This is a genomic window from Lachnospiraceae bacterium, from assembly GCA_025758065.1.
In the GTDB taxonomy this organism is placed as follows: domain Bacteria; phylum Bacillota; class Clostridia; order Lachnospirales; family Lachnospiraceae; genus Enterocloster.
On record CP107199.1, the window covers coordinates 237,685 to 263,811 of the forward strand.

Annotated in this window: 22 protein-coding genes; 1 reads left to right on the forward strand and 21 read right to left on the reverse strand. The window is 39.4% G+C overall.

What is annotated here, in order from left to right:
• Window positions 1–180 precede the first annotated feature (180 nt).
• Complete coding sequence (locus OGM16_01090) at window positions 181–375, reverse strand: hypothetical protein (protein UYJ46909.1); 195 nt, start codon at window positions 373–375, stop codon at window positions 181–183.
• Between the two features lie 563 nt (window positions 376–938).
• Here OGM16_01090 and OGM16_01095 point away from each other — a divergent pair.
• On the forward strand, window positions 939–1,508 hold the full coding sequence (locus OGM16_01095; GenBank protein UYJ46910.1) for a helix-turn-helix domain-containing protein: 570 nt from the start codon (window positions 939–941) through the stop codon (window positions 1,506–1,508).
• Between the two features lie 216 nt (window positions 1,509–1,724).
• Here OGM16_01095 and OGM16_01100 read toward each other — a convergent pair whose 3' ends face one another.
• From OGM16_01100 to mobC, 20 genes are all read right to left on the reverse strand, one after another.
• On the reverse strand, window positions 1,725–2,813 hold the full coding sequence (locus OGM16_01100) for a UvrD-helicase domain-containing protein (GenBank protein UYJ46911.1): 1,089 nt from the start codon (window positions 2,811–2,813) through the stop codon (window positions 1,725–1,727).
• Window positions 2,806–4,446: an AAA family ATPase gene (locus OGM16_01105; protein UYJ46912.1), complete on the reverse strand. Its 1,641-nt coding sequence runs from the start codon at window positions 4,444–4,446 to the stop codon at window positions 2,806–2,808. Before OGM16_01105 ends, OGM16_01100 begins: the two co-directional genes overlap by 8 nt.
• Window positions 4,447–4,468: 22 nt before the next feature.
• Complete coding sequence (brxL, locus tag OGM16_01110; GenBank protein ID UYJ46913.1) at window positions 4,469–6,586, reverse strand: protease Lon-related BREX system protein BrxL; 2,118 nt, start codon at window positions 6,584–6,586, stop codon at window positions 4,469–4,471.
• 20 nt (window positions 6,587–6,606) lie between these two features.
• Entirely contained in the window at window positions 6,607–9,249 is a 2,643-nt protein-coding gene (gene pglZ, locus OGM16_01115; GenBank protein ID UYJ46914.1) for a BREX-1 system phosphatase PglZ type A, read from the reverse strand.
• Window positions 9,250–9,258: 9 nt separating this feature from the next.
• Window positions 9,259–10,731 (reverse strand): putative DNA binding domain-containing protein, encoded by a 1,473-nt coding sequence (locus tag OGM16_01120; GenBank protein UYJ46915.1) that lies wholly within the window; start codon window positions 10,729–10,731, stop codon window positions 9,259–9,261.
• A gap of 149 nt (window positions 10,732–10,880) precedes the next feature.
• Window positions 10,881–11,369 carry an MAE_28990/MAE_18760 family HEPN-like nuclease gene (locus OGM16_01125; GenBank protein UYJ46916.1) on the reverse strand — a complete coding sequence of 163 codons (489 nt, stop codon included), beginning with the start codon at window positions 11,367–11,369 and terminating at the stop codon, window positions 10,881–10,883.
• Complete coding sequence (locus tag OGM16_01130; GenBank protein ID UYJ46917.1) at window positions 11,347–12,780, reverse strand: DUF262 domain-containing protein; 1,434 nt, start codon at window positions 12,778–12,780, stop codon at window positions 11,347–11,349. The genes OGM16_01125 and OGM16_01130 overlap by 23 nt, the downstream gene beginning before the upstream one ends.
• Before the next feature lie 98 nt (window positions 12,781–12,878).
• The gene (locus OGM16_01135) at window positions 12,879–13,091 is read right to left on the reverse strand and encodes a DUF3791 domain-containing protein (GenBank protein UYJ46918.1); all 213 of its coding nucleotides are present in this window, start codon (window positions 13,089–13,091) and stop codon (window positions 12,879–12,881) included.
• Window positions 13,088–13,558: a DUF3990 domain-containing protein gene (locus OGM16_01140; protein UYJ46919.1), complete on the reverse strand. Its 471-nt coding sequence runs from the start codon at window positions 13,556–13,558 to the stop codon at window positions 13,088–13,090. The genes OGM16_01135 and OGM16_01140 overlap by 4 nt, the downstream gene beginning before the upstream one ends.
• Window positions 13,555–13,794: a DUF3791 domain-containing protein gene (locus tag OGM16_01145; GenBank protein ID UYJ46920.1), complete on the reverse strand. Its 240-nt coding sequence runs from the start codon at window positions 13,792–13,794 to the stop codon at window positions 13,555–13,557. Before OGM16_01145 ends, OGM16_01140 begins: the two co-directional genes overlap by 4 nt.
• Before the next feature lie 13 nt (window positions 13,795–13,807).
• A complete protein-coding gene (gene pglX / locus OGM16_01150) occupies window positions 13,808–17,380 on the reverse strand; it encodes a BREX-1 system adenine-specific DNA-methyltransferase PglX (GenBank protein UYJ46921.1) in 3,573 nt (1,190 codons plus the stop codon).
• A 3-nt stretch (window positions 17,381–17,383) separates the two neighbouring features.
• Window positions 17,384–18,493 (reverse strand): TIR domain-containing protein, encoded by a 1,110-nt coding sequence (locus tag OGM16_01155; GenBank protein ID UYJ46922.1) that lies wholly within the window; start codon window positions 18,491–18,493, stop codon window positions 17,384–17,386.
• An 18-nt stretch (window positions 18,494–18,511) separates the two neighbouring features.
• Window positions 18,512–18,991: a hypothetical protein gene (locus OGM16_01160; GenBank protein ID UYJ46923.1), complete on the reverse strand. Its 480-nt coding sequence runs from the start codon at window positions 18,989–18,991 to the stop codon at window positions 18,512–18,514.
• 19 nt (window positions 18,992–19,010) lie between these two features.
• Window positions 19,011–22,559, reverse strand: a complete 3,549-nt coding sequence (gene brxC / locus OGM16_01165) for a BREX system P-loop protein BrxC (protein ID UYJ46924.1) — start codon at window positions 22,557–22,559, stop codon at window positions 19,011–19,013.
• 13 nt (window positions 22,560–22,572) lie between these two features.
• On the reverse strand, window positions 22,573–23,133 hold the full coding sequence (locus OGM16_01170; protein ID UYJ46925.1) for a DUF1788 domain-containing protein: 561 nt from the start codon (window positions 23,131–23,133) through the stop codon (window positions 22,573–22,575).
• Between the two features lie 11 nt (window positions 23,134–23,144).
• Window positions 23,145–23,750 carry a DUF1819 family protein gene (locus tag OGM16_01175; GenBank protein ID UYJ46926.1) on the reverse strand — a complete coding sequence of 202 codons (606 nt, stop codon included), beginning with the start codon at window positions 23,748–23,750 and terminating at the stop codon, window positions 23,145–23,147.
• 14 nt (window positions 23,751–23,764) lie between these two features.
• Window positions 23,765–23,983 (reverse strand): helix-turn-helix transcriptional regulator, encoded by a 219-nt coding sequence (locus tag OGM16_01180; GenBank protein ID UYJ46927.1) that lies wholly within the window; start codon window positions 23,981–23,983, stop codon window positions 23,765–23,767.
• Window positions 23,984–24,113: 130 nt separating this feature from the next.
• Entirely contained in the window at window positions 24,114–24,374 is a 261-nt protein-coding gene (locus tag OGM16_01185; GenBank protein UYJ46928.1) for a hypothetical protein, read from the reverse strand.
• A 1-nt stretch (window position 24,375) separates the two neighbouring features.
• Window positions 24,376–25,596, reverse strand: coding sequence for a relaxase/mobilization nuclease domain-containing protein (locus tag OGM16_01190; protein ID UYJ46929.1), 1,221 nt, complete (start codon window positions 25,594–25,596; stop codon window positions 24,376–24,378).
• Window positions 25,545–25,925: a plasmid mobilization relaxosome protein MobC gene (gene mobC / locus OGM16_01195; protein UYJ46930.1), complete on the reverse strand. Its 381-nt coding sequence runs from the start codon at window positions 25,923–25,925 to the stop codon at window positions 25,545–25,547. Before mobC ends, OGM16_01190 begins: the two co-directional genes overlap by 52 nt.
• Window positions 25,926–26,127 lie beyond the last annotated feature (202 nt).

The following is a 26,127-nucleotide window of genomic DNA, read 5'->3' on the forward strand; positions in this document are numbered from 1 at the left end:
TGTTGGTATCAGTCATATACTGTCTGATATCTGCTCACAGATTAACATAATATTTTATGATTTCCAAGGGTAAATTCCTGCAAAATGCTAATTTTTATTTGCCTGTTTTACAGGAATATTTTCCCTTTTTTACTTTTCATTCCGAAGGAAAGTTGTTGTATTTTATCTTCTCATCTTTCATTACACTGCCATTGCATCAAGATATTTTTTTATCTTATCCACGTTATAAAGAACACGTCTTCCAATAATCACTCTTGCTTCTGCATAATCTGCAATTTTCTTTGCAGTTACTTCTCCGCAGGATAACATTGCCATTAATCCTTCAATATCTACCGTCAGACGATTCTCAGCCTTATACTCTGTTGTTTTTCTCATGATGCACATACCTCCTTTCCTCCGTATTCTTCTGCATCACCTCCCAGACAGCGGTTATGCCCGTTGTCAGTACATCTACTTTTTGTTTGGACTTCTTACGATGATTTTCCATTCTGTTCGGCGTGTTGGCTTCCATTTGTATATGGCGGTGTCAACGTTACAATTGACCTCTATCAGAAATCTTTCTGAATACTGGCAGCTTCTTCTCAAGCATACCAGCCGTTGCCGGAGTATCTTCGGTTTCCACATACTACTCTCTGATACAGCGGTGGAATCCTGTGTTACCTTTAAGCCCGAAAGGCACCCATACAGCTCATTCAATTTTCAAGGTTCAATAATCAAAAGTTTTGCAGGTATACATTTTTGTACCTATTTGATTTAATGCCATTATATCCCCCGTTACTGCTAATGTCAATAGCACCTCATGCGTTTTAGGTTCTTTTTTGTACTCTTTTTCATTGATTTTCTGCTAGTTTGTGTTATAATATGGACAAATAGTTATTCATTTCTTGATTTTACTATCTTCAATGGATGTTTATCAGGACTAATGCAGAGGTGACTTTATGAATTTTAATCTGAAATTAAAAAAAATCCGGACATTCCGGAAAATGACACAAAAAGAACTGTCAGAGAAAATCGGACTGACCGATCAGCATAGAATTGTACAATATGAAAAAGGCGTTCGTGTTCCCAAAAAAGATCTGGTCGATAAAATGGCACAGGCTCTTGATGTTAATCCTTATACCCTCTATGATACCGCTGGACGTGACGCTTCCGAAATGATGGAACTGCTTTTCTGGCTGGATGAATTTAACCCATCTTCCCTGCATCTGTTTCTCCCTCGGAGATTTCCCGGTGAAAAATGCAACGAAGTAGCCGACACTTCCGTTTACTACCATGACAATGATAGCTGGCCTGCCCATGCTCCTGTCTGTATGTGGTTTGACTATGGAGTTCTGAATGATTTTTTGAAAGAATGGGTGGTTCGGATGGATGAACTGAAATCCGGTGAGATTACCAGAGATGAATATTTTGAATGGAAAATCAACTGGCCACAGACTTGTGATGGTTGTGGAAAATATGAACCTAAGAAACAATGGCACTCTGTAAAATCAGAACTCAGTGAAACTTAACAAAACTTAAATTCACTGCATTTTTCCTCTTGGGCAAAAGAAAACGCACTGTAAAACCAATAATCCAACGGTTTTCAGTGCCTTTTTTCATGTTTTTCCTATTAAATTTTTCTCAGACACCTCCATAAGTGAAACTTAGCGAAACTTAGATTATGCCCAATACACAGTATTATTACTTATAACAACTAAATTACTTCTTGTCGTGCAATCTATTATTTATTCCAATACATCAGGTGTCCACTTTGTTCCAATATCGTTAGTTGGAAGTCGTTTTGTCTTGTATACAAAAGCCACACTATACCGTGCTCTCGTCACTGCAACATAAAACTTAGAAAGACTTTCATCCTTCATGTCTTTGGACTTTCCTGACAACCAATCCAGCATTGGTTTCGTCGGGTATATCAAGACTCTATTAAAAGTAAGTCCCTTGGACAATCCAAAATTCATCGTTTTTGGGATGGGATTTACCTTGGTTCTTTTATCATACCGCAACTGAACAGGATTATATATATCTACATATTTATCAATATCATTCTCGTGAACCCAAAATATTCCATCATGTCCCGTTTTTTCATTCATGGCAGAATCACATGGCTTCATATCAGGATACATCTGATTTGCAAGATCACATATAATCTGATTATTTCTATGAGATGTCGATAATGTTGTGGTATCAATATTCATTCCGGCAATATTATCCTGCACAAAAATCACTATTTTCCCACCTGCATATTTTTTATATTTTGCTTCGTAATGAGTTCGATACGTCGTCTGACGAGGATCTCCTACTAAAGTCATGTTGCACCCAACCTCATGCAACTTTTTTATAACTTCTAAATCATATCCGACAAAATCTTGTATTTCATCTACAAAAACATAAGAAAAAATTTTTCGTATTCTGCGAAATACACATCCATTCGATAATTCGTCCAAAACACAGGGCAATTTTGAAATCATATTTGAATATACATTACCGGAAGCCGTGACATATTTTTTCTCATTTGTATCCTTTAGTCTCAACAAATTTTTATCTGCCTTATTCACTAATAACACACCGGATACCCTATTATTTATAAGATAGCTTTGGTAAGGTCGTATACCATGCTTGATTAGCAGCGAAAACCACGGCATAATAGTTACATTGGATGGAATACAACCATTTATTTCGTAAAATTTGTCTCTAATGCTTTGTTCATTAGCATCGGTATAAGTTGTTATCAAAACATTTTCAGAAATCTCCAATGCCTTCTTTACAAGAAATGTTGTTTTTCCTGCCCCTGCCGCTGCAATAATTAGACTACTCATTTTTTATCGCCCTCATTATATACTCAGGATATTTAATTTTCGTAGCCGATTCAAAAATTGCTATGGCACAATCCGTCTTATGAGCGTGCATATATTTGTGCATCTCATCATCCGTATCGTAGTTAGTTCCAAAAATATTGTTCATTGCTTCTCGTCCATTTTCTTTTAATATTTTCGGCTCTAAGGTATTATAATTAAAATCCTTATCTGACAGTTTCAAATCACCTGTATCCACTACCTCATCAACACATATATGAATACATTGTATTTCTTCATATTCTTTGTACTTTTTCTTAACAGCTTCAATATTTCCATCATTATCCGTAACAACAGCTGTTTCTTTGTTTAGTGTCTGTGCAATTTCAAGATACCGCTTAAATGTCACCCCACCTACGGTCATTACATCTATTCCATCTTGGATAGGAAGCCGCCCCTCATGAGTATCCATATATGCCCGCTGAACAACCAGCTCATCTGAATCGCCCTCTACTAAGATTGATTTTTTACAAAGAATCAATCGCAGTGTATCATAACCTGCCACTTTTTTGAAAAATTCAAAAGTTTCCTTTTTGAGCGATTGCATCGAGCAACAATTATCGCCTGAAAGCAAAATTAAATTTTCCAGTCCGAGTTTATTAGCGACAAAGCTACTATGCGTTGATGCTATAATTTGTCTACCAGATGCAGCCTTTTCAATAACTCCCATTAGTTCGCTTAATCGAGAAAAAGACAAATGACTTTCAGGTTCTTCAATCAAAATAATACTTGCTTTTTCTGCCTGTTTATGACTTAAAGCTAATTGTGTTTTTATGATACATTGTGCACCTTTTCCAGCATGAGCAAACGGGATTCCATCCACCTGCGTAACCAAACTTGACTCCCAAGAATTTTGAACTCCCTGATCGGCACTCAATGATAATTTTCCATTCATAACAGTAGACGCTGCACTAATTTTCTCATTGATTGACTGAATTGCTTCATTTTGTGCAAACTCATCTATCATATTTCTATGGGCTTGTGTTATTGCTGTTATGTCCTCTGGTTCAAGGAAATCCTTTACTACTCTGGAAATATATACATCAGACCCATTTTGGTATCTGTAATTTGACGAATCAATCATTACAGACTTTATTGGTATGAATCTGGGCATTTTTTCATCTCGGCTAAAAGAAAACCATTTAGCTTCATAAAATTCAATAGGCAAACTTGTAATTTTTTCTGTTTTCAGCAAACTTTCATATTCTGAATTAAATTTATCAGAAAAACTAATTGTGAATCTGATTCCCTCTATACCATCACTTTTTTCGGAATTACCATTTCCTTCATATTCAGGCAATGTTCCACTTTTAAAATATAACTCAATCATTATTTCTGGAGGTGCAATCGGCTGTCCATTTTCCACTGATGCCAGGTATTCCTCAACTGCTTCTCTATTAAATAAATATGTTGATAGCTGATTTCTAATATTTCGACCAGCATACATACCCGTTAAAGCCACATGAATGGCTTCAAGAATAGTAGATTTTCCAGATTCATTATCACCAACCAGAAGATTGATATTTTCATTAAATTTTACTTCAAACGGATTTTTAAACTTCTTAAAATTTTGAATGATTACCTTCTCAATAGCCATTCGTAGCCTCCTATCTTCGATTTTACTCTACCCCCAACGCCTTAAACACCGCATCTTCAGCACTCTGATAAGGAATCAACTGAAATGCACTCATCAGATCAGCAGGAACACTTGCGAAATCAACAAACGAGGTGCTCGGAATCAGCACCTTCTTTGCGCCGCTATCCAGACACACCTGAAGTGTATTAGCAAGTTCATCCACCTTTATCATTGTGCCACTAATTGATATATCTCCCAACACTGCCAAGTTGCTGACAACAGGCTTTCCAAGGGCAATCGAACAAAGTGCAATTAATGTTGGAAGTGCCAATTTGTCTGTCATACCAATTCCCTGTAAATCCTGATAGTTGATGATATAGTCTTTGGTTGAAGTACTGATAGCGCCACTGATCCGATTGCCGTTGGCTTTCAGATAATTAAATGCCGTGTTCACCGCTTCCTTGCATTTAGAATCACTGCCTAAGCCAGTCCGTTCAATTTTGCCATTGCCTGGAAGCATCTGACTTTCCAAACGGAATACACCAATCATGCCACTTTTTCCTCTGGATACGGTATAAACCTGTCCCGGATTACACATTCCATCCGGTATCAGCTTACCGCCACCCTGTTCTGGTACGGAAACATAATGTTCTGACATATCTTCTAGATCTATATAAGAAAAGTTTACATCATAAAATTCCATACCGCCCAGCTTCTTCAATTGCTCCTTGACACGGCGACGCATTTCCAATGCAATCTGAATAATTTCTTCCAGTTCTTCTTTGGTAAACTCACCATTTGGATACATCAACTTCAGATAACCGTCTATCATACGACGAACCGCAATTGTATCACGCTGATTCAGATTTCTCCCCAGACGAAAGTAGTGATCAAGTGCATCTCCATACTGCTCCTTGCGAAGCTCTCGGATGAACTCTGCCAAATAGTCACTGATAAAACCATAATCATTAGTAAAATGCTCCGGTCTGAACTTCGGTATCTCCCATCCTGGAAGATAACAGTGCATACGATCAAGAAATGCTGTATCTGTTCCCATTTCCTGCGGGAAAGGTGCAAACAAACTGGATGTTTTCAACAGCACGTCCACACTCTGATTGATATTTCCCACAAATACCATGGACGCAGTAGCAGCTTTTTCTTCTTTGCCACGGGCAAAAGAGCCGGATGCCATGTAATCCTTCATAATCTGAATGCCATCTTTATCTTTAAACTTGATACCTGCCACTTCATCAAAGGCTACACAGTCCCATAAGCCGACCAGTCCGACCGTTTTGCGTCCCATATTGTAAAACAGGTTTGCAACCGTCGTCTGTCCACCGGAAATTAAAATACTGTTCGGTGAAATCTCTTTGTAAAGATGAGATTTACCGGTACTTCTCGGTCCCAACTCACAAAGATTAAAGTTATTTTCAACTAATGGAATCATACGGGTCAAAAGTAACCATTTCTCACGATATGTAAATTCATCTGGCTCCATGCCGATAGAACGAAGAAGAATATCTAGCCATTCATCTTTCGTAAAAGCCTTTCGTCCCTGCTTTAGTTCATCAATATCAATGTGCGGCATCTGGATCGGTGTCAGCTTACGGATACTGATTGGTGAAATATCTTTCTGCTTTTTCTGTTTGGAACGAAGCGGATTTCCATCAATGTCCTCAATACCAAAATTATTGTCGCCTTCAACCTCATAATCCAGCTGAACAATACACCAGATACCGCCACAGAGCAGGCGATCAAATTTTTCTGGATATTCATCGGCAATCGGTACATTACCAACGCCCAAATTAGAAAACTCTGCAAAAAAGCAATCCTTTTTCATATCCAGTCGAACAGTCACCATATCAATGATTGTGTGACTGCCTTTTTTACGTAGCTGAGACAGAATTTTCTGTGATTCATCCGGGCGTACAAAGTTGTCAGCAAGAATACGCTTCACATTCTGTACGCCTTTCTCTATAACCGTCTCATCATCTGAACTGCAATACTGTCCCAACAAGAACTCAAGAACATACACTGGGACATTCGCCCCTTCTTTAATTTTCTTTGTCAGGTCTTTCCGAACAATCTTACCGTCAAAGTTCTGACGGAGCTTGTTCTTTATTTCTTCACGGGTACTTTCACCCTCTGCAAATTGCTCCATCTTTCTCTCCTCTTGCGGTATTAACTAAAAAAATCAAACTCGTCCACCGCAAAGGCGATGTCAATCTGGAATGGCTCCCGCTGTGGCAGCTGTAATCCCTGTTCATCTGCAATTACCAGATAATAAGTAGCGGTATTGCTGTATTTTAAAGATTTTAGATTAAACTGGCAACGGAAAGTTCTTTCTGCACCGTTATCGCTGGTCTTATCTGCAATAATCTTCTGAATATCACTAATCTGCTTGCCGTCCTCATCTGTAAAGTAAACCTGATAGGTTGCAGCTTCACGGTTTGTACTGACCGCATCTTTTTGATAGAAGTTCAATGAAAAAATCATATTGCTGATTTTACGGTTTGCGGACAGTAAATTGACTGTTACCGGCTTGGTATCATATTTCTGCTTATTTCGCTTATATTCCATAGAATCATTGCGGAGATAATGATACTCAATCACCGGAACAACCATTTCCTGCAAACTAATACCACCATGCACAAAATTCATACCGCCACCATTCATTTTGATACGAATACTTTCTCTCGGCGCAAATCCATCAAATTCTGTATTTCCTCCCAGAAATTTTACAGGCATCAAGTAATCTGGTTGCACACCCCTCTGCATAATTGCATATCTTCTGCCATACTCCACACATCGCTTGATACTTTCTTTTTTTGTAATGTCAGAGTTTGTTACATCCACATCAAAAAAGCCTCTTTTATCTACTTTGTCCTCTTCCTTCAAAGGACTGTATGTATAAAGAAATCCATGATCTGCCGTAATTAGAATATTCGTTCCACCAAATTCATTTACGATAATACGCACAAGATTCTTCAATTCTGAAATCGCCTTGTCACACGCTGCAAAAACAGCAGTATCCGAAGTGTGGCTGGCTTCATCAATGGTATCGTGGTAAATATAGACCACATCCATACCTTTTACCAAAGCACTTCTTTCCGCTCGCTTCATAGCAATGATGTCATTGTACTTTAAGGCCACACTTGCCGAATCTTCTGTTTTCAGAACCTTATCCCTATAAGTACTTGCCGTAGACTGTCCATCTGCCAAAACTGTCAAAATATCGTTCCGAACCTCTACTGTCAGTTCTTTGTGCGGCAACAAAGCTGCCATACCAAACTTTGTAGTAGAAGGGAAGATACTTTGCATACTACTGATAGAAACCTTACTTTGCGTTTCTCGCTGAAGCTGATCTGCCATCGTAGCTGCCACTTCATAACGCATGGCATCTGAGATAATTACAAATACTTTCGTATCCGAGGTTTGAATACGGGAACGGTAAAAATCCTCCTGTTGCGGTACTTCCAGAACTTTACCGTAAGTTGCCAGTTCATCCGCACATACATCTGACCAGTTGTTGCCCAACTCACCTAAGAACCAATGATTATAGAGTCCTTCCACTTTATCGACAACGTGCTTGAATAGATCATCTAGCAGAATATTGGAAGTCTCCAAACTCTTTTGAAAACTAAGATGGAACAATCGGTAATAAGTGTCCATCTGATAGTAACTCTCTGTATATTCTTTCCAGATACTTTTCGCTTCTGCGTTATGGAATCCGGCAGAATGTTCCTTAAAGAAACTTTGCATATTCGCCACTTGTAAGATACCATCATAAAAATTTTCAAATGGCTCATACCATACACAAGTTCTACGTTTTTCAACGGTATTCGTAATGGTATCCACATCAATGATATGGTCACTGATCTCTGTCATTAGCTTTGTCAGAATCACTTCATTAATACACGGAAAGCACTCTGTTCCTACCAAATCCTCTACCGTCAGCTTTTCAAAGCGCTGATGCAGACGGGCTTCATCCTCAACATAACGTGCCACATCATATAATTGCGGAATGTTGTCACTATGAAGCCATTCAGAAATAAAATCATAGCAATATGCCTGATGTGGCATGGAAATAAAGCTGTCCAGTCCGGCAAGATATTCCTGTCGCATGGTGCGGGTCGCTGCAGTTAAAAGCAGATGAATTGCTAACCGCCCAAGGTCTGGTTCTTCCTCCACAAATCCGCATCCCTGACGAACCATCGCCCAAAATGCTGCGTCTGCATGATATTTTACAAACTCCTGATAAACCGTGTTATTATTCAAATCAAGTCCCGCCTGGAACACACTCCGGAGAATCATATTAGGCTGTGCATCTTTCAATCCACAGATTGCCGCCATGACAGCCATGTGTAACTGTGCCGGTGTTTCCGGAACTTTATTCTGCGTGCTAACTTTCAAACGACGGTCTTTCGCATTAAAATAAGCACGATAGTTTTTAACCTGTTTCCTCATTGCCGGATTTGATATAAGTCCCATCTCATCCATCCAGATAGAAATCAGATCTGCCCGAAACTCTTCACTGTAAAGCTCTACATCCAGAAGCCAGTTATCATCCGGGCGATTATAGACACACGGACTGTAAACCAGATAATTTGTGGTCAAATCATCTACTGAAAGCAGTTTTTTTACAGAAAACGCATTATTTCCTGTCAGCGCAATCACCTTTGCATTTTCCAAAACCACTTCATCCAGTTTATCCTCAAATTCCTTATCTTCATCATACCAGAAAATGATACGACGCTGATAAAACTCAGGAAGAGGTGCAGCAAACCTGCGATTTAAATCTTGTATTATTTTATCTGTATCCATGCTGTCCTCCTACCTTATAATTTTCCAATTTGCTTTTCGTTTTGTTCCGCCCTGTACCAATCTACCTTTTTCCTGTAAAGAAGCGAACATTCGAGAAACCGTTCTTTTCGATATACCCATTTTTTCTGCATAGTAAGCCTGTGTTGCAGACGGATTCTTCTCTATAATCTGCAACAATTTTTCTATCTGCGTCTGTTCCTTATTAAGCGGCACTTCAGCGCCATTAGTGCCATCATCAGCGCCACATTTAACGCCATTAGCGCCATTTTTAGTGTCATTGGCGTTAATTATGGCGTTATTGGTATCAACCTGACCTCGATAAATATTGATACGCAAATCAACTTCGCCACCAATAAACTCCGGCTCCTGCAGTCCGGCAGCTTTTACTTTATCAATAATTCTCGGAATGCCGCTTCCCCAATGCTCAATCAGGTTCATATAGGCAAACGCATGGGCAAGGGCTTCATTTCTGATTTTGGAATAGCCTTCTTTCATACGCTCCATCGTTTGTCCCATTGGCAGCTTTCCTGGAGAAGTAATTTCCAATCGGTTGTCATATACCGCTACCTGTATCGTACCATGATCCAGATAACTACGATGTACCATAGCATTTATAATCAACTCACGAATGGCATCCGGTGGAATCTCATAAACATCCTGGCGATAAATTCCCACAATTGTAGCACCCAGATGAATATTTCTCAAAACAAACTGAAACGCTTCGTCTATCTGTTCCCAAAGCGGACCGGTATATTCTCTACGATCAACAAATACCGCTTTCGTTGTCCCTTTGAACACGCCACATTGCGTTGCAACATGAAGTCCACCGTTGCCTGTTAAAATAGCAAAAGCATTGGACGGATAATCTTTTCCATCACGCTCAATCAAAATCCCCCAGGAGCGCAACTGCTGTCTGCCTACATCTTTAATCGATGCTTTCTGTTCCTCTGTACGGGCATTTTTGACAGCCTGCTCTTTCATAGCTTTGCAAAGGGCATCAATATCTTCATCTGTAACATTTAACCCAGTACATAAAGCCTGATCGTAGTAACGATTACTGCCCTCAAACAACAATTCTTTTATCATATACTCGTCGGCAAGGCGGGTAGTTCCGGCAACACGGACATATACACCGCCATCTCTACCAAGGGCTTTGATATAATACGGGCGCTGTCTGCCCTCAGAAACCTCTACCACAATGACAGTCTTACCATCAACCGTCTGTAAAGTGATATCCGGGATAATTGCTGGTTCACAGCTGTCTGATACAGCATTGGCAATGGCATCCATTTTCTTGAACACATCTTCCTTGTCAAAGCCAATAACCTCTCTGGTTTTATCGGCAATTCCGAAAATGATTTTTCCTCCGGTTCCATTTGCAAAGGCAACCACAGACTTCATATATTTGATGCTTTTCTCCGGCAGGTTCTCTTTGAACTCCACATTCTTCGATTCTCCTGCAAGAATTTCTTCTATAGTCATTGTAACACCTCGCTCTCTCTTTTTGCTACTCTATGTTTTGCAAATTGAATCACTACTATCTTCTCCAAATATAATTTCCAAAATATTCCGATATGCCTCTATATTTTTCAAAAGAAATGGGCTGTTGCAATATTTTTATCTCATTTTCCCTATGTACACACGTTATCTAATATATTTAATATCTTAACAGCTGAATCAAAATATTTAATAACTGTATCAATAGAAACAGATATGCTGTCGCCATGAGCAAAATCGTTTCTTAATTGCACAAGGGAATTTAATTTATCCTTTTCTCCACTTTGTTTTACCTGCTGATCAAATAACGTTTTCCATTCTGAAGAAATGTTCTGTAACATATTGCTCATATTTCCCGTGTTAGGATTACACGAACTATCAATAATTGCTTTTTCAAGATACCCTTTTGCTTTTTCATTTGCACCAACGCTCAAGTAATTATAAATCATTTTTTTGAAAATGACTTCAACTGCCCCACTTGCTTTAACAACAGCATAAGAAATCAAATATCTTGTTTTAGAATCAAATTGATTTCCAGCATTAATCCATTTACGAATACTATCAAGTTCTGCTCTTGTATCCTCTATCATTTGTATAAATTCACCATTCATAAGTAACTCCATACAGGAACTCTGCTGCTATTTGAATACGTGTTTTAATATTTTCAATATTAGTAGTTCTACTACTGGATGCTCGATGAAACTCTTCATTTTTCAATAATCTCTTATATTTTTCCAAATAATTTTCTTCCGTGAATTTATATTCTGTTTTAATTGCATATGATGTGGCAACAGATATAGCATCAAAAATCGCAGGATTTATTTTGCTTGCAAAGTTTTCGGATTCTTTTTTTAAATTTTTAAATGCGTTTTTCCCTAATAATTCATACACTTTATCTATCATTGTGATAAAATCTTGTTTCATATTAAGAATATCTTCTTCTGTTGAATTCGTCTTATCACCCATATACTGATTAAGATACTTAGCTAAATTTATTTGCTTTAATTGTCCCTCATTTCTAATGTGTAAATCTCTCATAGCAAAATATCTTAAAATCAATTCCAAGTCCGCCATTCTGGAATCTTCTACATTTAATCCTAATATCTTTCGCCATGAATCATGTTTATTTAATTCAAAAAGCAAGTCATTACATTTTCCCTGATATACACAATTTCGTATTTCTTGTGCTTTTAATGTTCGTCCGCCTGTATTAATTCTTTCAAAAATTTGAAACATACCCGTATCATTTCTAGGATGTTTTTGTTCAAAAATAATCGCATGGATAGTGCTACTACGTATTCGTCTCTTTTCTTCAGTATCAAGTTCAGCAAAAGCTTTTCCTCTCCATCTGGCATTTATATTTTCAGTATTAGATAATTTAAATATTTTCCCATCTCCAGAAAAAACTCCTTTTACATAATCATGTACTGTCATAATTCGCTGGAATCCATCTATTATTAGCATTGTTTCATCTTGTTCTTTAGCAAAAAACACACTTGGTACAGGTAATCCTAGTAATATGGAATCAATAAATCTACTGGCTTCTGTCCTTGTCCAAACATACTTTCTCTGTAATTCCGGTTTTAACAATTCGCCCTCTTCATACATTGTAATAATTTCACGAAATGACAAATCCGCCCCCCATGAATTGATATTGTACAAATCATCATCTGAATATTCCATTAACTCTTCCGCTGTTTCCTCTAATTTAATTTGTTTAGCTGCCATAGTCTTTTCTCCTTTGCAATATCGCAATACTAACTCTTCAAGTTCCAAACATATTCTGCTTTCAGATAAATCAATCACAATGCAATAAAATGACCCTTTTTTTGTTTTACATGGCTTATTCCTATTGCTCATGTAAAGCGAAGTCATCTTATTCAATGCTACTATTAATTTAATTTCATCACATTTCCGGACAAATAAATAATCTTCTTGTTCTAACAGGTCAAAACTTTCTAAAATTTTCTGTTTACCAAACACTTCTAAAATCTGTTTCATTTCCACCAAAGATATAACTACTCGATATGCCATTAAAAAGTCTTCCTTTCTCATTGATCCTTATCATATCTTTAGTGTCATTAATTCAAATATTTTTTCAAAATGTTTCCTGTTTTTAGCTTTTGCTCATACTATTGCTTCATCTGATATTCCTGTTCCAGTTCATCCGCCAAATATGCATCACTCATGCAGTGCATATCTGATATCCCGTCCCGTATCAACTGATAAACTTCGGAATGATAGAAAAAGTCCAACGCCGCATCCAGTGAAAGTCCTTGCTGTTTTGCAAAACACTCAATCACACGGCTGTATTTTTTCTGAAGTAAAATCGGATTTGCCGTCATAGTCTTTCACTCCCTTCAAAATGCAATAAAGACAGTGCTTTTTCTGTACGAAAACAGATTTGCAGATTTGGCTTTTCATAACGTAACCGATTGATTGCTTCTGCTTTATCAATCAATCCGTCAAAGAACAGCTCCACAGTATTAAACACCTTATCGTTTGCAACACCACCAAGTACAAGATCGTAATCCGTCATATCTTTTCCACTGCGGCAATTCAGAATAAAATCAAGCCATTCTTCAGAATAAGCGTCAAATTTCAAAACTTTCAGTTCAGCTTCTCGGCTCTCATCATATTCATATTTTGAAATAATACCGTCTTTTCCCCGGCGTTTGAATTTTCCGCACCACTTCGCAGCCTGCTCATACAGCGGCGTGACATAAAAGCCACGCCCAAAGTCTACGTTGGGGCGGGAATGAACCAAATTCGGCTGTGCAATCTCTAAAAAAGAGCCATGATAAAGAATCATACTTCCACGCCCCTTTCTTTCATCACGTCAAGAAGATCATCAACGATATATTCCCGGCTCTGGGTATGCAGTACTTCATATTCCGGCACAATATAACCGTTCAGAATATCACTCTTTTCGGTAAACGCCTGATAGACACGTTCTGCATCCACACCCAGCTTTGCCGCAACATTTTCAATACAAAATACAGCAAACTCAAGTTCATTGGAATTTTTAATCTTCTCATCTGCCATCATACGCAAGCCCTCCTTACTTTATTTTAGCCAAAACATCCTGGAAAATTGCATAATTCTTCTTCACGCCATCATCCAAATCAATCGAAATCATCTGGTCTGCCAGGTGATGAATCTTTTCCTCGTAGGCTTTGATTTCGGTATCCTGTGCCTGCAAGGTGGTCAGCTTTTTGTTCAGCTTCACACGCTCACCAGTGGAAGCATTGGCAATCCGCTGTTCCAGATCGGCAAGGGCAGTGCGATAACGAGCCTGCTGCTCATGCACATAATCGGTACGGATACGGGCAATGGTGTCCGGCTGGTAGCGGTGCATATAGATCAGCGCCTTGAAGCCGTTCTTTTTGCCGCTGTCAAACAGCCAGTAAATCGGGCGTTTCTGATAAATCTTGCAATGGTCGGAGTAGAAGTCGCTCAGGAAGTAATTCCGAATCACATCCTTCGGCTGACCCTTGCCGCCGAGGGCATCCGCAATGAATTTCAGGTTTTCGTCTAAGGTATCTGTACCATAAACTGCTTCCACAAATTCTACAAATCGTCCAACAATATCATCCGTAAAATATTCATCGTCACAGATAGGGATAATATTATCTTCATCCGGCATAAAATGCGTTTGCTTATAAAATTCAATCACATCTGGTTTACCATCACATAACCTCGCTGCATCCTCATAAGTATTATAATTCCATTTTCCACCTGCATAAACAAGTCCCTCTTTATAAATAGAGTAACGACCAAACATACAGCCAACCGCATAGGAAATAAACGAGCGAATATCTCTGCCAAGGTCAGCCTTGCGAACCGTGACATCCTTATCCTCAACCTCCGGGCTCAGCTCATCCTGCAAGCCGTAAATGTCAATGAAAATACGGTTCAGTTCTTCCTCATTGGCTTTCAGCTGATTAAAACGGTCATCACATTCAGCCTGCCACTGGGTAAAGGCTTCGGCAATGGTAGGGACTTTGCGGATCAGCGGATGGTGCTGAAAATCCCATGAAGTTTCAAAGGAATCCCAATCTGCTTTTGAAATTTCGATATTTGTTGTTACAACATTTGATATTTCAGCTTTCTTTTCTTCACAAATAATTGTCGGAACCTTTCCAACAGCACCTGCACTATAATCCATTGTAGGTGCAAGAAATGAAAGAAATTCCATGCTAACTTTTGAATTACACAATCCAATGATATATTTCAAATTATCCTTTTCATTGCAGAAACCAGACGATCCTTTTGCATCAAAAATGCCACCCTCCGGCATATAGCGAACATTAAAATCAGCTACTGTTAATGCTGTCCAAGTAAACCCTTCTTGCAGATAATAGCGAATATTTTGTGGTCTGGAGCGCTGTTTTCCTTTGTCATCTCTAAAATTAACTATTTCAAACCCGTCATTTTCCCAATTAACAACAAGTGTCATATTCCCGTACCATTTACGATATTCTCCGCCCTTATGATAGAAAAACCATTTTTTATTTCTATCATTTAAGGTGCTAATTTTTCTGGCATCACACTCCGACCAAAATCGCAAAAATCTATCATTATCACCCGTAATCAATCCCTGGCGTAAATCTGCGTATTTTGAAAGTAATGAACCATTTATAAATAATTCCGCAGTAGATGGTTTTAACCAATATGCTATTGGCATATCTGGAATCTGATAAAACAAAGATTGTTTGACCGTAAATTTATAATCACAGGATGAACTCATAATAGCGTCTAATGTGCGCTTCTCCTGTTCTTCAGCTCCAGTAAATTTTGCAAGTTGAATATATTTTCCCGCATAATTCATGCAACAATTAGTTAATACAAATGTGCAAATCGGCACGAATGCTTCCTTAAAAAAAGCATGATATTCTGGCTGAACTAATGTTACCAAACTATTTTCAGATAGCATCTCTATTCTCATTTTAGAAAATGCTGTCAAAAACATCCATGTGTATGATGTCATCAGTCCAGTAAAACGATTTGCTTTCAGCATAGCGATTGTTTTTTTCATAAAACAGCTATACAGATCGTTTCTATAATTCTTGAAATTATCTTTTACATAATTCAATAAATGAGGAGACATTCCACTGTCTGCCATATATGGCGGATTAGTCACAACAGTATCGTACTTCTGTGCCAGTGCTTCCGCCACCTGTACCAACGGCAGTAATTCTCTCAGTGCCGCCTCACGGTACATATTTATATTTTCTGTAATCTCAGCAAAGCGTTCATACAGAGCAGACCAATCCTGCGGTGTTATGGTCAAAATAGAACCATATTCCTTTGCATCATGCAGTTCACTGATAATGGTATCCATAGCGGCTGTGAGTTTTGCATCGCCATTACAGAAATAGTCCACGGCAAATTTATCTACATGATTGCTCTCCACGATGGCATAAACATGGGGCTGAATGCCACGGCTAAAGAAGCGGCGGTCATACTGACGGGCTTTCATCATTACCGCAAAGTAAGCCAGCTGTGCCGCACGGTCATCAATGTCCAGACCGTAAAGATTGTTCTCTACAATACTTGCCACTGCTTCACGGGTGGTATAGCCATAGGATTCATAAATCTTCATCAGCACATCAAACATATACGCAAGGATATGACCGGAACCTGAGCATGGGTCAATCACTTTCAGCTGATCCGGTGTCAGTGCGGCGTATTCCTTGCGAATCTCGGCAAGCTGTATCTGTACTTCCGGCTCCTGCTCGGCTTCTTCCAGATAGTAGTGCCATTTGGTGTCTCCCGGGTCACGATTTCCGGCAGCATAAGCAGACTGTTCTTCCTCGGTAGGAAGAAGCTGCTCTTTCACATCCGGGTGTCCTTCCAACCATAAACGCCCAAGGCTGTTCTCTACCATGTAGCGAACAATCCAGTCCGGTGTGAAAAGCTGGGTCGCTGCAGGAATGTTTTCTTTTGTTATTTTTACATTCTTTTTCAGTGCTGCGAAAACATCATCTTTTTTCTCGCTGTTATAATACTGATACAGCCATCCAATAATCTGGACAGCATCCTTCCAGTCATCCTCCGGTATCAGTTCAATCATCTGCTGAATGACACTGCCTTTACGGAGCAGATTGTCCGGCAGAAGAAGCTCTGTGTAGTCGGCAATCTTTTGGAACATTCCCGGCAAAATTTTATTCAGAGCGTTGCACTGCACAGTCAGTAGGTATTTATACAGTTCTTCGCTCTTTTCTGCATCTTTCAGTTCATAGACCTTTTCCATATCGAGTCCATCCAAATCCAGATGAATGGCTTCGGTTATAATCTGCGGCTTAAAGTTGTTTTCCTCGTCCGTAAATACACGCACATGAGAAGGAAGATAGCCGTTGACTTCCATGAATCGCAGAGCAGAGAAGCGATTGAACCAAGTATAGGCAACCTCTTCCATGACCTGCTTATATCCTTTATCGTTAATCTCGGCAATCAGAGCCTGACGCTGTTTCTTTTCATTGGCAGTGAGGACTTTTCCGCCAACACTGTCCGCATTGGCATCCTCAATGTTGTCCTCTGTGATACCGTATTCCACACTTTTTAGTGAAACACGGGCGATCAGCTCTGTTCTTGCCCAGACAGCAAACTTTTTTATCGCATTTTTATCCATATATCATTCCTCCGGCTCCATAAGAACTGCTTTGCAGGGATTCTCCTCCGTTATCTTTGTTCCAGCTGTAACCGTTATTTCTTTCATTGGAATTGCGTACTCAAAATCAAATTGCATATTCTCTATTACAGCTCCCATTGATGGATTCTTTAATCCGACAGGAACTAAATAATATTTTCCTGTCTTGTTATACATATCTAAAAACTGATCTCTATTACCTGATCCGTTATTTTCATCCATCCACTGGTAACGTGAAACCGTTGCCAAAAGTAGTTGTTGCATTTCTATTCCGCACTTATTAGCTCGACCAATGCTTTCATCAATATTTGCGCCTATATGCAGAAAATATCCTTTTCCATAATTTCTGTCATACGATTCATATACCCAACATGACTTAGGAAACGGTGGAACAATATAATCAACCCTCAAAAAAGTATCTGCGAATGCCATATCTTTGTATTTTTTCTTCCACTCTTTGAAAATTTCTTTACCCACTGAGTAATTTGTAAAAAACAAGCCTATGGCAGGTGCATCTCCACCCCAAAGATATACTGTTCCTCTCCACTTTGCAGCATTCCACTTTTCAAGGTTAATTGGTGAAGAAAAGAACATTGTTTTTCGTTCCTTTTCTGGCAGTGGCTTCAATTCTCCCAATGGCGGTTTTTTACTATTCGTAACACCTCTGAAACGCCAATATAGCCTGTCATACTGCTTTTCATCCAAAAGATTATAGTATGTGTATGGTTTCAACGGTGTAGGTATATACTGTTGATCAGCATCATCAAAAAATGCCGCAATAAATTTATTTGTTTCTGCCGCTGAATCATATAACATTTGATAGACAATGTTAGCCTCCCATACAACGCCCTTCCCCTTTTTCTCGGAATAGAGTTTTTGATGATATGTTTCTTCACATAAAACAAGAACAAACTCTGACTCCATGATTTGATGCTCCATCCACCTCGGCCATCCTTCAGGAGGTGCTTCTTCATATTGGTCTATCATCGCATCAATTCCTTCTGAACGTAGTCTATTTGCCAATTCCAACACTTTATCTTCATATGCTTGATTTTTATGGGCATATGAAATAAACACTTTTGGGTTATTTTCCATATCTGTCTCCTATTCTTTTTAATTGATTCCAATACTTCTAATATTTGACCTTATCGCAAACAATGGAACTGGTAGTATTCCTTTTGCTTTTTTCTTTTCAATACTAATTGCAGTTACTTGACATTCTTCAAAATGTTCCCTCTGACAATGCCATTCCAATGCGTCTGCTTCCTGTTCGGATAACGTATATACGACATTATGGAACGGCAATATAATTCTATCGCTTTCAGGCATTTGACAATCTACCAATATTTTTTTCTTATAACAAATTACGAAGTTTTCTAAAACAAAAGGCTTCTCGCCGACATTAAAGATTTCAATTCCATGTTCAGAAAAACTTTCTTTCACACGATATTCTTTCTCTGTTAACTCATTTTCTGGAGTTGCTACCATTTGGAAACATAGCTTCGGTCGTCCTCGAAAAATAGTAGTCAGTTCATTTAACAACCAGCCAATAATAACTCCTAAAATGCCAATAGTTGCACTAATCAGTTCCATTTTCTATTGTTCTCCACCTTTAATTCAGCTTGATTTCGTCGCAATTCTTCAGCAACTGTTTCAGCTGTGAACGAATCTTCTCTACATAATCATCAATATCCGCATCCGTCTGTAAGGTCTTTGCCTGGAATACAACCTGACGGTTATAGGCACGAACCACTTTCTTCTTTACAGGAACAGTTTCTTTTCCTGACTGTGTCAGCTGTACCTGTGCCTTCGGTGCAGGCGGTTCCAAAACAGATTCAATATTGCTGACTGTATCATCCTTGTACTGACACATTGGCAGAAACATGGCATCCAGAAGGGCAAGGCTCTTTAATTCTGCGATTTTCTCCTTACACTGGCTGAAATACCGATCTGATTTTTCAATTAGATGGGATACCTTAGAATCGCCGTTTGCGGCAGTGTGGGTAGCTTCCATACACTGACGAACCGTTTCCAGAATCTCAACACGTTTTTCTTCCAACATCTTGTCATGAGCTGTACGAACCGTATCCATCAGCGGATTCAGTTCACGAATCCGGTTATAGTTGAACTTACTTCCGGTCTGAACCATGATAATCAAACGAATGGTATTCAGTGCCTTGTGTGCTTCCTCATTTTCTGCGATACAGTCAAGATCATCATGCAGAGATTTTTCAAACTGCACTGCCTGGTCGAATACTGTTACCTGGGTTTTGAAGAAGTTTTCAATGCCGTTGCTCATGGCTTCTTTATTGTCGAAAAGAGCATCCTCTTTATTCAGCACACGCTCAATCAGGGCAATATTGTCTTTCTTCTGAGAAAGTACATCATCCATCAAATGAATGGCTTCCTGCACCAATGCACGGTCTGGGTATTTATGTCCGTCATAACGGGCATCCAGAGAAGTATAGTAATCACGTTGTTCACCAAATTTCTCAGTCACAAAGCGAATTAGACCATCTTCATCGTCCGGCACATCCATAACATCGAAATAATCACGGAGCATCGATTTTACATCACGCATCATCGTAGCAGAAATGGTTTTACGCTTGCTAATGGAAGTCTTACCGATCTCACTCTTTTTACGAAGCATATCCGGCAATTTCGGGTCATCTGGCTGAATGGTATTGCCTGCATACTTGATGGTTACTTTCTGGGAATAAATCAGCTGTGCCGCAACCGCAGCAATGTCGATTTCTTTCCAGCCATACGGAATCGCACTGTATTTACTCTGAACATCTGCCATAGAAGTCGGCAGCTTTTTCGCATCCTGCATTTCCAGATATTCTTCCATAGCAGAAGCAGCATCACGGTTTGGCTCCATGCCCGGAAGTGCTGTTACCGCACCTGTCAGAATCGCAATAATATCTGCGTCACTGCCTGCATTATCTGTAATCAGGTCGAGCTTGCTATATACATGAGCAACCAGATATTCAAGAGACTGGTCAATCTTGCTCTTGGCATTTCCGGCTTTGATTTCCAAATGCTCACCATCTACATAGAACTGCGCCCCTTCAATGGCATTTTGCAATTCGGTCATAGCGCTCAGCTCATATTTTCCGGCTTCGTCCTGCTGATCGCTGATGATTTTCTGCACACTCTTAGGAAGCTGGCTTACATTTCTCTGTTTTACATACTTACGAATCTTCATGGCAGATTCCAGAGATTCATAATAAGGCGTATCAGCCAGAACCACAATTGCTTCATTACCTTTGGACTCTGCCATCAGACGGTAATCTGTTTTTTCAATGGCATCAGTAGCAACGGTCAGGAAACGCAGACGCATACCGCCTGTTGCCACACCAACAGTAATACCATCTACCATCTGGTCGAAGGCAAAGTCATATTTTCCATAACGGAACTTCTTAGTTGTGAAAATATCACCGTAAATCATCTGAGCAATACGCTCTACGATAGAAGCGGTATCCACATTTGTATCTCTAATTTCACGCTGAATGTCCTGTTCTTCGTCAGTCAGGAAGTTATAAGTATCACCGGTTCTGCCGATATAGTTTTGGCTCATCAGACGATCAAGGCATCCACGGACAGCTTCACGCATGATAATCTTATCCACACGAATATCGTCTGCCATAAGGATAACGATATTGTCCAAATTAGAAGGAATATCATCAATATATCGAATCAAGTACAGAAGTTTCAGCACATCCACATCCTGCTGTTCGATGCCATCGCCGTTGTCGGCTGCTTTCTGACAACGCTCAATTACACGACGGATTGAACCATCCAGAAAAGTATGTACGGTATCATAAAAACGGAAGAATGGAACAAGTGCGTATTCATCCTTCTCCTGAATTTTCTGTGCAGCTTCCTGGAAACCGGACAGCATGGAACGCTCACCACCAGACAGGTGCTTACCGGAATTTCCATGTTTCCGGATTTCAGCAAATACCTTCTGCATGATGATAAACTGATACGGCACGAACGGGAAGTTCTCGGTAAATTCCCTTGGGCCGGAATAACCTTTAATATCCAGAATGGAACCGTTAAAGCTGAACAGGTTACGAAGAACAGAATCATTCTGCTCATAAACATCTTCCAGATTTTTAGCTGCTTCTGGTTTCTTTTTCAGAATACGTTTCTGGATGACTTCATCCACAGAGGAAGATGATAAACTCAGTCTTGTCTTAAAACGAGCCTGAATACGGGAGAACTCATCGGCACGAACTTTGATGATTTCATCAATCGCTTCCTGTCCGGTGCAGATCACCCAAATCTTTCCTTCACACTCACTTCCGATTTTTTCTGTCAAAGACTGGAGGTTCAAAAGCATATCGGTGTCTGTGCCGACATACTGACCAACTTCGTCGATCATAAACAGCAGACGGAAGTTCGCTGGTTTAGTATCCACATAGGCTTTCATATCTTCCACAAGCTGAGCAATAGATATTTCTGTTGCAGTTTTATCATTGAACCATGCCTTGGCATCGTCCTCACTCATATCCAGAACTTCCATTAAAGTCGGAATAATAAACTTTCCATTGAATGCAAAGGCACGGCGCATTTCCATCCAGGACTTGCCTTTCTTTTCTTCAAAGACTCTGCGGAACTCCTCCGTTTTTCCCTGCTGGTCGATATAACGCTCCATCATGGCAACTTTCAGATTTTCTCCGTAAAATCCCAGATGGTTATAGAACATCTTCGCAAAAACACGAAGTACAGCTGTCTTATCTTTATTGCTGAATCCCTCAATATCAATATTAAACAGAATTGTCTCCGTTGTTCCCTTTGTAGCACGGTCAATCAGCATAAAGGTTGCCGGATCGTCCTCAAACTTTTTACGAAAACGTTCTACACTCCGAATACCTTTTACCTCTTTATTTTCCAGAAGGTAGGAAAGCATTTTCAGAAAGTGAGATTTACCACTTCCAAAGAAACCAGAAATCCAAACCCCCATATCAGCCGTAGGCTGGTCAAAGGCATCTCCATAATAGTTGAAGAAAGTGATGAAGTGTTTCTTCAATTCTCTGGTAATGACATATTCATTTAACTCCTGCTCGATTACATCATCAGCAGCCTGATCTACTTTAATTACACCATTGATTTTGCGGTTGATGTCATCCGCAAACATATCTCGAATCATCATGGCTTTATCCCCCTTAATCTATGACATTGAATGCCCGGTAATAATCATTTGGTGTCAGACGATTGAACAGTTTTACATGACGACCATCGAACTCACCCGGATACATAACCAAAATCGGAACATCCGAAAAATACGGTTGCAAGGCTTCCAGTAACGTATGGATTCTCATAAATGGAAACACCTCGCCTACACCTGTCAACATCAGCACATCACCTGGTTCGTGTGGCTCATACTGAATTTTATCAATGAACTCTCCATTGCCGATTGCGGAATTCAGCTGCTCCAGAAGATAAGCACTCCCGTCAGCTTCTTCCATATCTGGAATTGCATCTGTGATGTCCATATCATCGCAGATAGAGAGAAATGTTTTATATAAATTACAAACAATCAAATGGCAATCTAAGGACTGATCAGTTTCCAGCTGATTCACAAAATGGCGGACAACCATTTCATTTTCAGGTTCATAACAAAAGATTCTGATATTCACTTCATTGCTCAGTCCCTTGCCTTCCAGGAACTCCGGTTCCTGGATCAATGCCCGAACTTTGTCCAGGCGCTCTTTTATTTCACTCATCGGGTTACCTCCTACACAAAGCAATTAAACGCCGGCAGTATTGTCATATCGCCATTGCTTCTGATGGCATTTTCCAAAACAGGATGCAGCCATACTGGATTCAAATGATCTGCCTTGAGATTATCGAGATATTCTGTTTCGACAAGCACTCTGGCAATAATCTGTTTTAACTTTGTTATTGTACTATCGCTCCAGGAAGCCACGGTATCATTCTGCTCCTGCAAGCGCATAAAAAATGTATTCAAATCAATCTTACCAAAAGACGTGTCCCTTAATCTGTACTTCTCGCCAATGACGGTCAGCATAAATTCCCAGACCAGTCGGCTTTGCTTCATTAACGCATACAGACAAATCTGTTTTGCTACATCAGTTGGTTGTGACGCAATCGCAGAAACCAGAGAATCATCTTCCAGAGCATGAAGCCGTTTGATGCAGGCTTTCGCCATGCGTGTGATAGATTTTTCCGTTGGGTACTGGAAGAGATTCTGCTCTACAATTTCTTTTACAATCGCATCATTGGAAATTCCTTCTACCATTAGCTTTGCGGTAGAACGCATTTCGTAGAAAAGGAACGGCTCTCTGGTCAAAGACGCAATATAAGGATAAGAATGATCCATGTTCCCGTACCTCCTTACTGCTCCTCTTTTTTATCAGGAACAAATTCCATGATATCTCCCACATCACAATTCAAAGCAGAACATATCTTTGACAGAATCTCTGTACTTACATTTTCATCTTTTGATAATCGAGACATCGTTGTTGTACTAACTCCTGTCATTGCACGCAAATCTTTCTTCATCATTTCTTTATCAATTAACAATTTCCACAATTTCTTGTAACTAACTGCCATTTTTTCACCTCAATCTTATTTGCTTGAAATATCTGTTCACATGGTATTTATCATCATATCACAAAAATGCGTTTCAAACAATCTAATCCATCAAAAATCAAAATTTAATTCTGAAATATCGCATTTAAAATCACAAGAAACACATCTTAACAAGACAAGCTGAAAGTACAAATGCCACTATATATCCGATTCCACAGAAAAATTTTATCTCGTTTATTTTCTCTGATTGCAATTTTATTCTTTTTTTCAGTTTTTGCACTTCCTTCTCAGCTATCTTTCTATTCTGTTCCGCTTGATACTTTAATGACTGTAATTGTTTTTCTGCTTCTTTTTGTTTTCTATATGCCTCATCAACAGCTTGCACAGATGATTTATTAACCTGTATCTGCAATTTAGCGTTCTGGTCCCGAACGTCTTTTATTTCTTCTTCGAGCTGCTCTTGCTCGCTCCTGCTCATCAAGCCGTTTCTGTTCCTCAAATCGTCGTTGCTCTGCTGAAGCGATTGATTCAGCTTCTGCTTTTCGGACAGTTCGATTGTCAAACGATGAATTTCGTCTTGCATTTCGTGATTCTCGAAGAATAGCTTCTGTTTTTCCATTTTCAGCTTGTGTGTTCTTTCCTGAAATTTCTGGATAAACTCGTTCATCTTCTGATTTCTCACCTGTAACTCGTCTCTCTCTTCCGTCACTAGCTCCAGTGACGCCGCCTGCTCCTTCGCAAGCTGCTTCCACTTGTCGGTAATATCCGGCAAGCTCTTCATCTGCTCCGTTTGTTCGTTCTGCTTCGACTCGCACCCTTTCGTAATTTCTATCAAATTCATTCTCTAAGTCCTCCTTACTGATATCCAGATGAAATGTTTTTGACAGATTGCTGTCTCGCACTTTCTTTCCATCCTGATTCTGAAATGTGATGTGCTTCCGTTTCTCTGTCCAGTTTACGTTCCATCCGAACTGCTTCATTTTTTCTATAAACTTTTCCTTACTGATACAATTTTCCAGTGCTTTTAACACTGCCATTGCACAATCCGCTACAAAGCTGTCTTTCACCTGCTGACGGAACAGGTTATATTTATCTTTGCTCCATGCAATGACTTCCCCTTTTTCAATCTGGCTTCCATCAAAGTGCTTTCCTTTCTCAGCAACTGTCAGTTCACGTTCTCGGCACATCTGATTGGTAAGCTGTTTCATACATTCCAGATCTTTTCTGGTATTATGCAGCTTTCTTCCATCTTCATAACTCACTGAATTAGTAACCAGATGGCAGTGGATATGATCTTTATCCTTATGCACAGCCACTAAGGTCTGGAATCCACTAAACCAATTTTCTGCAAACTCCTTTCCAAATTCTAATGCCTGCTCCGGAGTAATCTGCTCGTCCTTATGCCAAGAAATAATGTTGTGAGCGTACATTCTCCCAGAATCTTTATCCCATAACTTCTTTTCCTCTAAAAATGTTCTGTACACTAGATCATAATTGATCTCGTCATGACAGTACGGGCCTGTTACACAGGTAAATAATTCGTTGGTCTTGTCCTGTCGCAAAACATATTCGATGCAGTTTCTCATTGCTCCATGTGTATTTGTCCGCTTATTAATCGTCTTATTAATAGCCATATCTTTTCACTCTCCTTCCGGTACTTAAGAATATTTTTATTGAGGAAATACAACGTACTATCATTTGGAACTTCTCCATCTGTATGCAGCTTTCTTGCAATCTGATTAATATTTGTAGTAGCTCCACGAAGCTGACTGAGAATATCTGCAAACAGCTGGTTCAATCTTTTCAGTTCTTCCACTTCCTCTGTAGAAGCTATCTTCAAATCTGCGATTGCTTTTATTACAACTTCCTGCTGTGTTCTTCCGGATTCCTTAACCTTACTCTGAAGCAGATTGTATTCCTCTTTATTCATCCGTATGGTTACTGTATAATTTCGTTTTCTCATAGACTTCTGTCTCCTTTCTTTGCCTAATTTTTCATTCTTTATTAACAGACACAGCGTTCTGGTGCATATTGGCAGGAGATTTATAAGAGAGTGCAACGCTCTCTTATACAGGTGCAGGACAGAGTCCTAGTCAATCAGTAAATGTTCCGTAGGAATGTCCGGTGGACATTTCGCAGGAATACTTACGCCATTGACGTGCCGG

What these genes read in the sequence shown, in the direction of transcription:
- brxL (UYJ46913.1), bottom strand. Translation starts at nt 6,586, where the DNA reads ATGGAGCAATTTGCAGAGGGTGAAAGTACCCGTGAAGAAATAAAGAAC.
- OGM16_01160 (UYJ46923.1), bottom strand. Translation starts at nt 18,991, where the DNA reads ATGGAACTGATTAGTGCAACTATTGGCATTTTAGGAGTTATTATTGGC.
- brxC (UYJ46924.1), bottom strand. Translation starts at nt 22,559, where the DNA reads ATGATGATTCGAGATATGTTTGCGGATGACATCAACCGCAAAATCAAT.
- OGM16_01130 (UYJ46917.1), bottom strand. Translation starts at nt 12,780, where the DNA reads ATGGCATATCGAGTAGTTATATCTTTGGTGGAAATGAAACAGATTTTA.
- OGM16_01090 (UYJ46909.1), bottom strand. Translation starts at nt 375, where the DNA reads ATGAGAAAAACAACAGAGTATAAGGCTGAGAATCGTCTGACGGTAGAT.
- pglX (UYJ46921.1), bottom strand. Translation starts at nt 17,380, where the DNA reads ATGGATAAAAATGCGATAAAAAAGTTTGCTGTCTGGGCAAGAACAGAG.
- OGM16_01095 (UYJ46910.1), top strand. Translation starts at nt 939, where the DNA reads ATGAATTTTAATCTGAAATTAAAAAAAATCCGGACATTCCGGAAAATG.
- OGM16_01120 (UYJ46915.1), bottom strand. Translation starts at nt 10,731, where the DNA reads ATGACTATAGAAGAAATTCTTGCAGGAGAATCGAAGAATGTGGAGTTC.
- OGM16_01105 (UYJ46912.1), bottom strand. Translation starts at nt 4,446, where the DNA reads ATGGCTATTGAGAAGGTAATCATTCAAAATTTTAAGAAGTTTAAAAAT.
- OGM16_01145 (UYJ46920.1), bottom strand. Translation starts at nt 13,794, where the DNA reads ATGATGGCAGATGAGAAGATTAAAAATTCCAATGAACTTGAGTTTGCT.
- OGM16_01170 (UYJ46925.1), bottom strand. Translation starts at nt 23,133, where the DNA reads ATGAGTGAAATAAAAGAGCGCCTGGACAAAGTTCGGGCATTGATCCAG.
- OGM16_01155 (UYJ46922.1), bottom strand. Translation starts at nt 18,493, where the DNA reads ATGGAAAATAACCCAAAAGTGTTTATTTCATATGCCCATAAAAATCAA.
- mobC (UYJ46930.1), bottom strand. Translation starts at nt 25,925, where the DNA reads ATGAGAAAACGAAATTATACAGTAACCATACGGATGAATAAAGAGGAA.
- OGM16_01190 (UYJ46929.1), bottom strand. Translation starts at nt 25,596, where the DNA reads ATGGCTATTAATAAGACGATTAATAAGCGGACAAATACACATGGAGCA.
- OGM16_01125 (UYJ46916.1), bottom strand. Translation starts at nt 11,369, where the DNA reads ATGGAGTTACTTATGAATGGTGAATTTATACAAATGATAGAGGATACA.
- OGM16_01180 (UYJ46927.1), bottom strand. Translation starts at nt 23,983, where the DNA reads ATGGCAGTTAGTTACAAGAAATTGTGGAAATTGTTAATTGATAAAGAA.
- OGM16_01135 (UYJ46918.1), bottom strand. Translation starts at nt 13,091, where the DNA reads ATGACGGCAAATCCGATTTTACTTCAGAAAAAATACAGCCGTGTGATT.
- OGM16_01140 (UYJ46919.1), bottom strand. Translation starts at nt 13,558, where the DNA reads ATGATTCTTTATCATGGCTCTTTTTTAGAGATTGCACAGCCGAATTTG.
- OGM16_01100 (UYJ46911.1), bottom strand. Translation starts at nt 2,813, where the DNA reads ATGAGTAGTCTAATTATTGCAGCGGCAGGGGCAGGAAAAACAACATTT.
- pglZ (UYJ46914.1), bottom strand. Translation starts at nt 9,249, where the DNA reads ATGGATACAGATAAAATAATACAAGATTTAAATCGCAGGTTTGCTGCA.
- OGM16_01175 (UYJ46926.1), bottom strand. Translation starts at nt 23,750, where the DNA reads ATGGATCATTCTTATCCTTATATTGCGTCTTTGACCAGAGAGCCGTTC.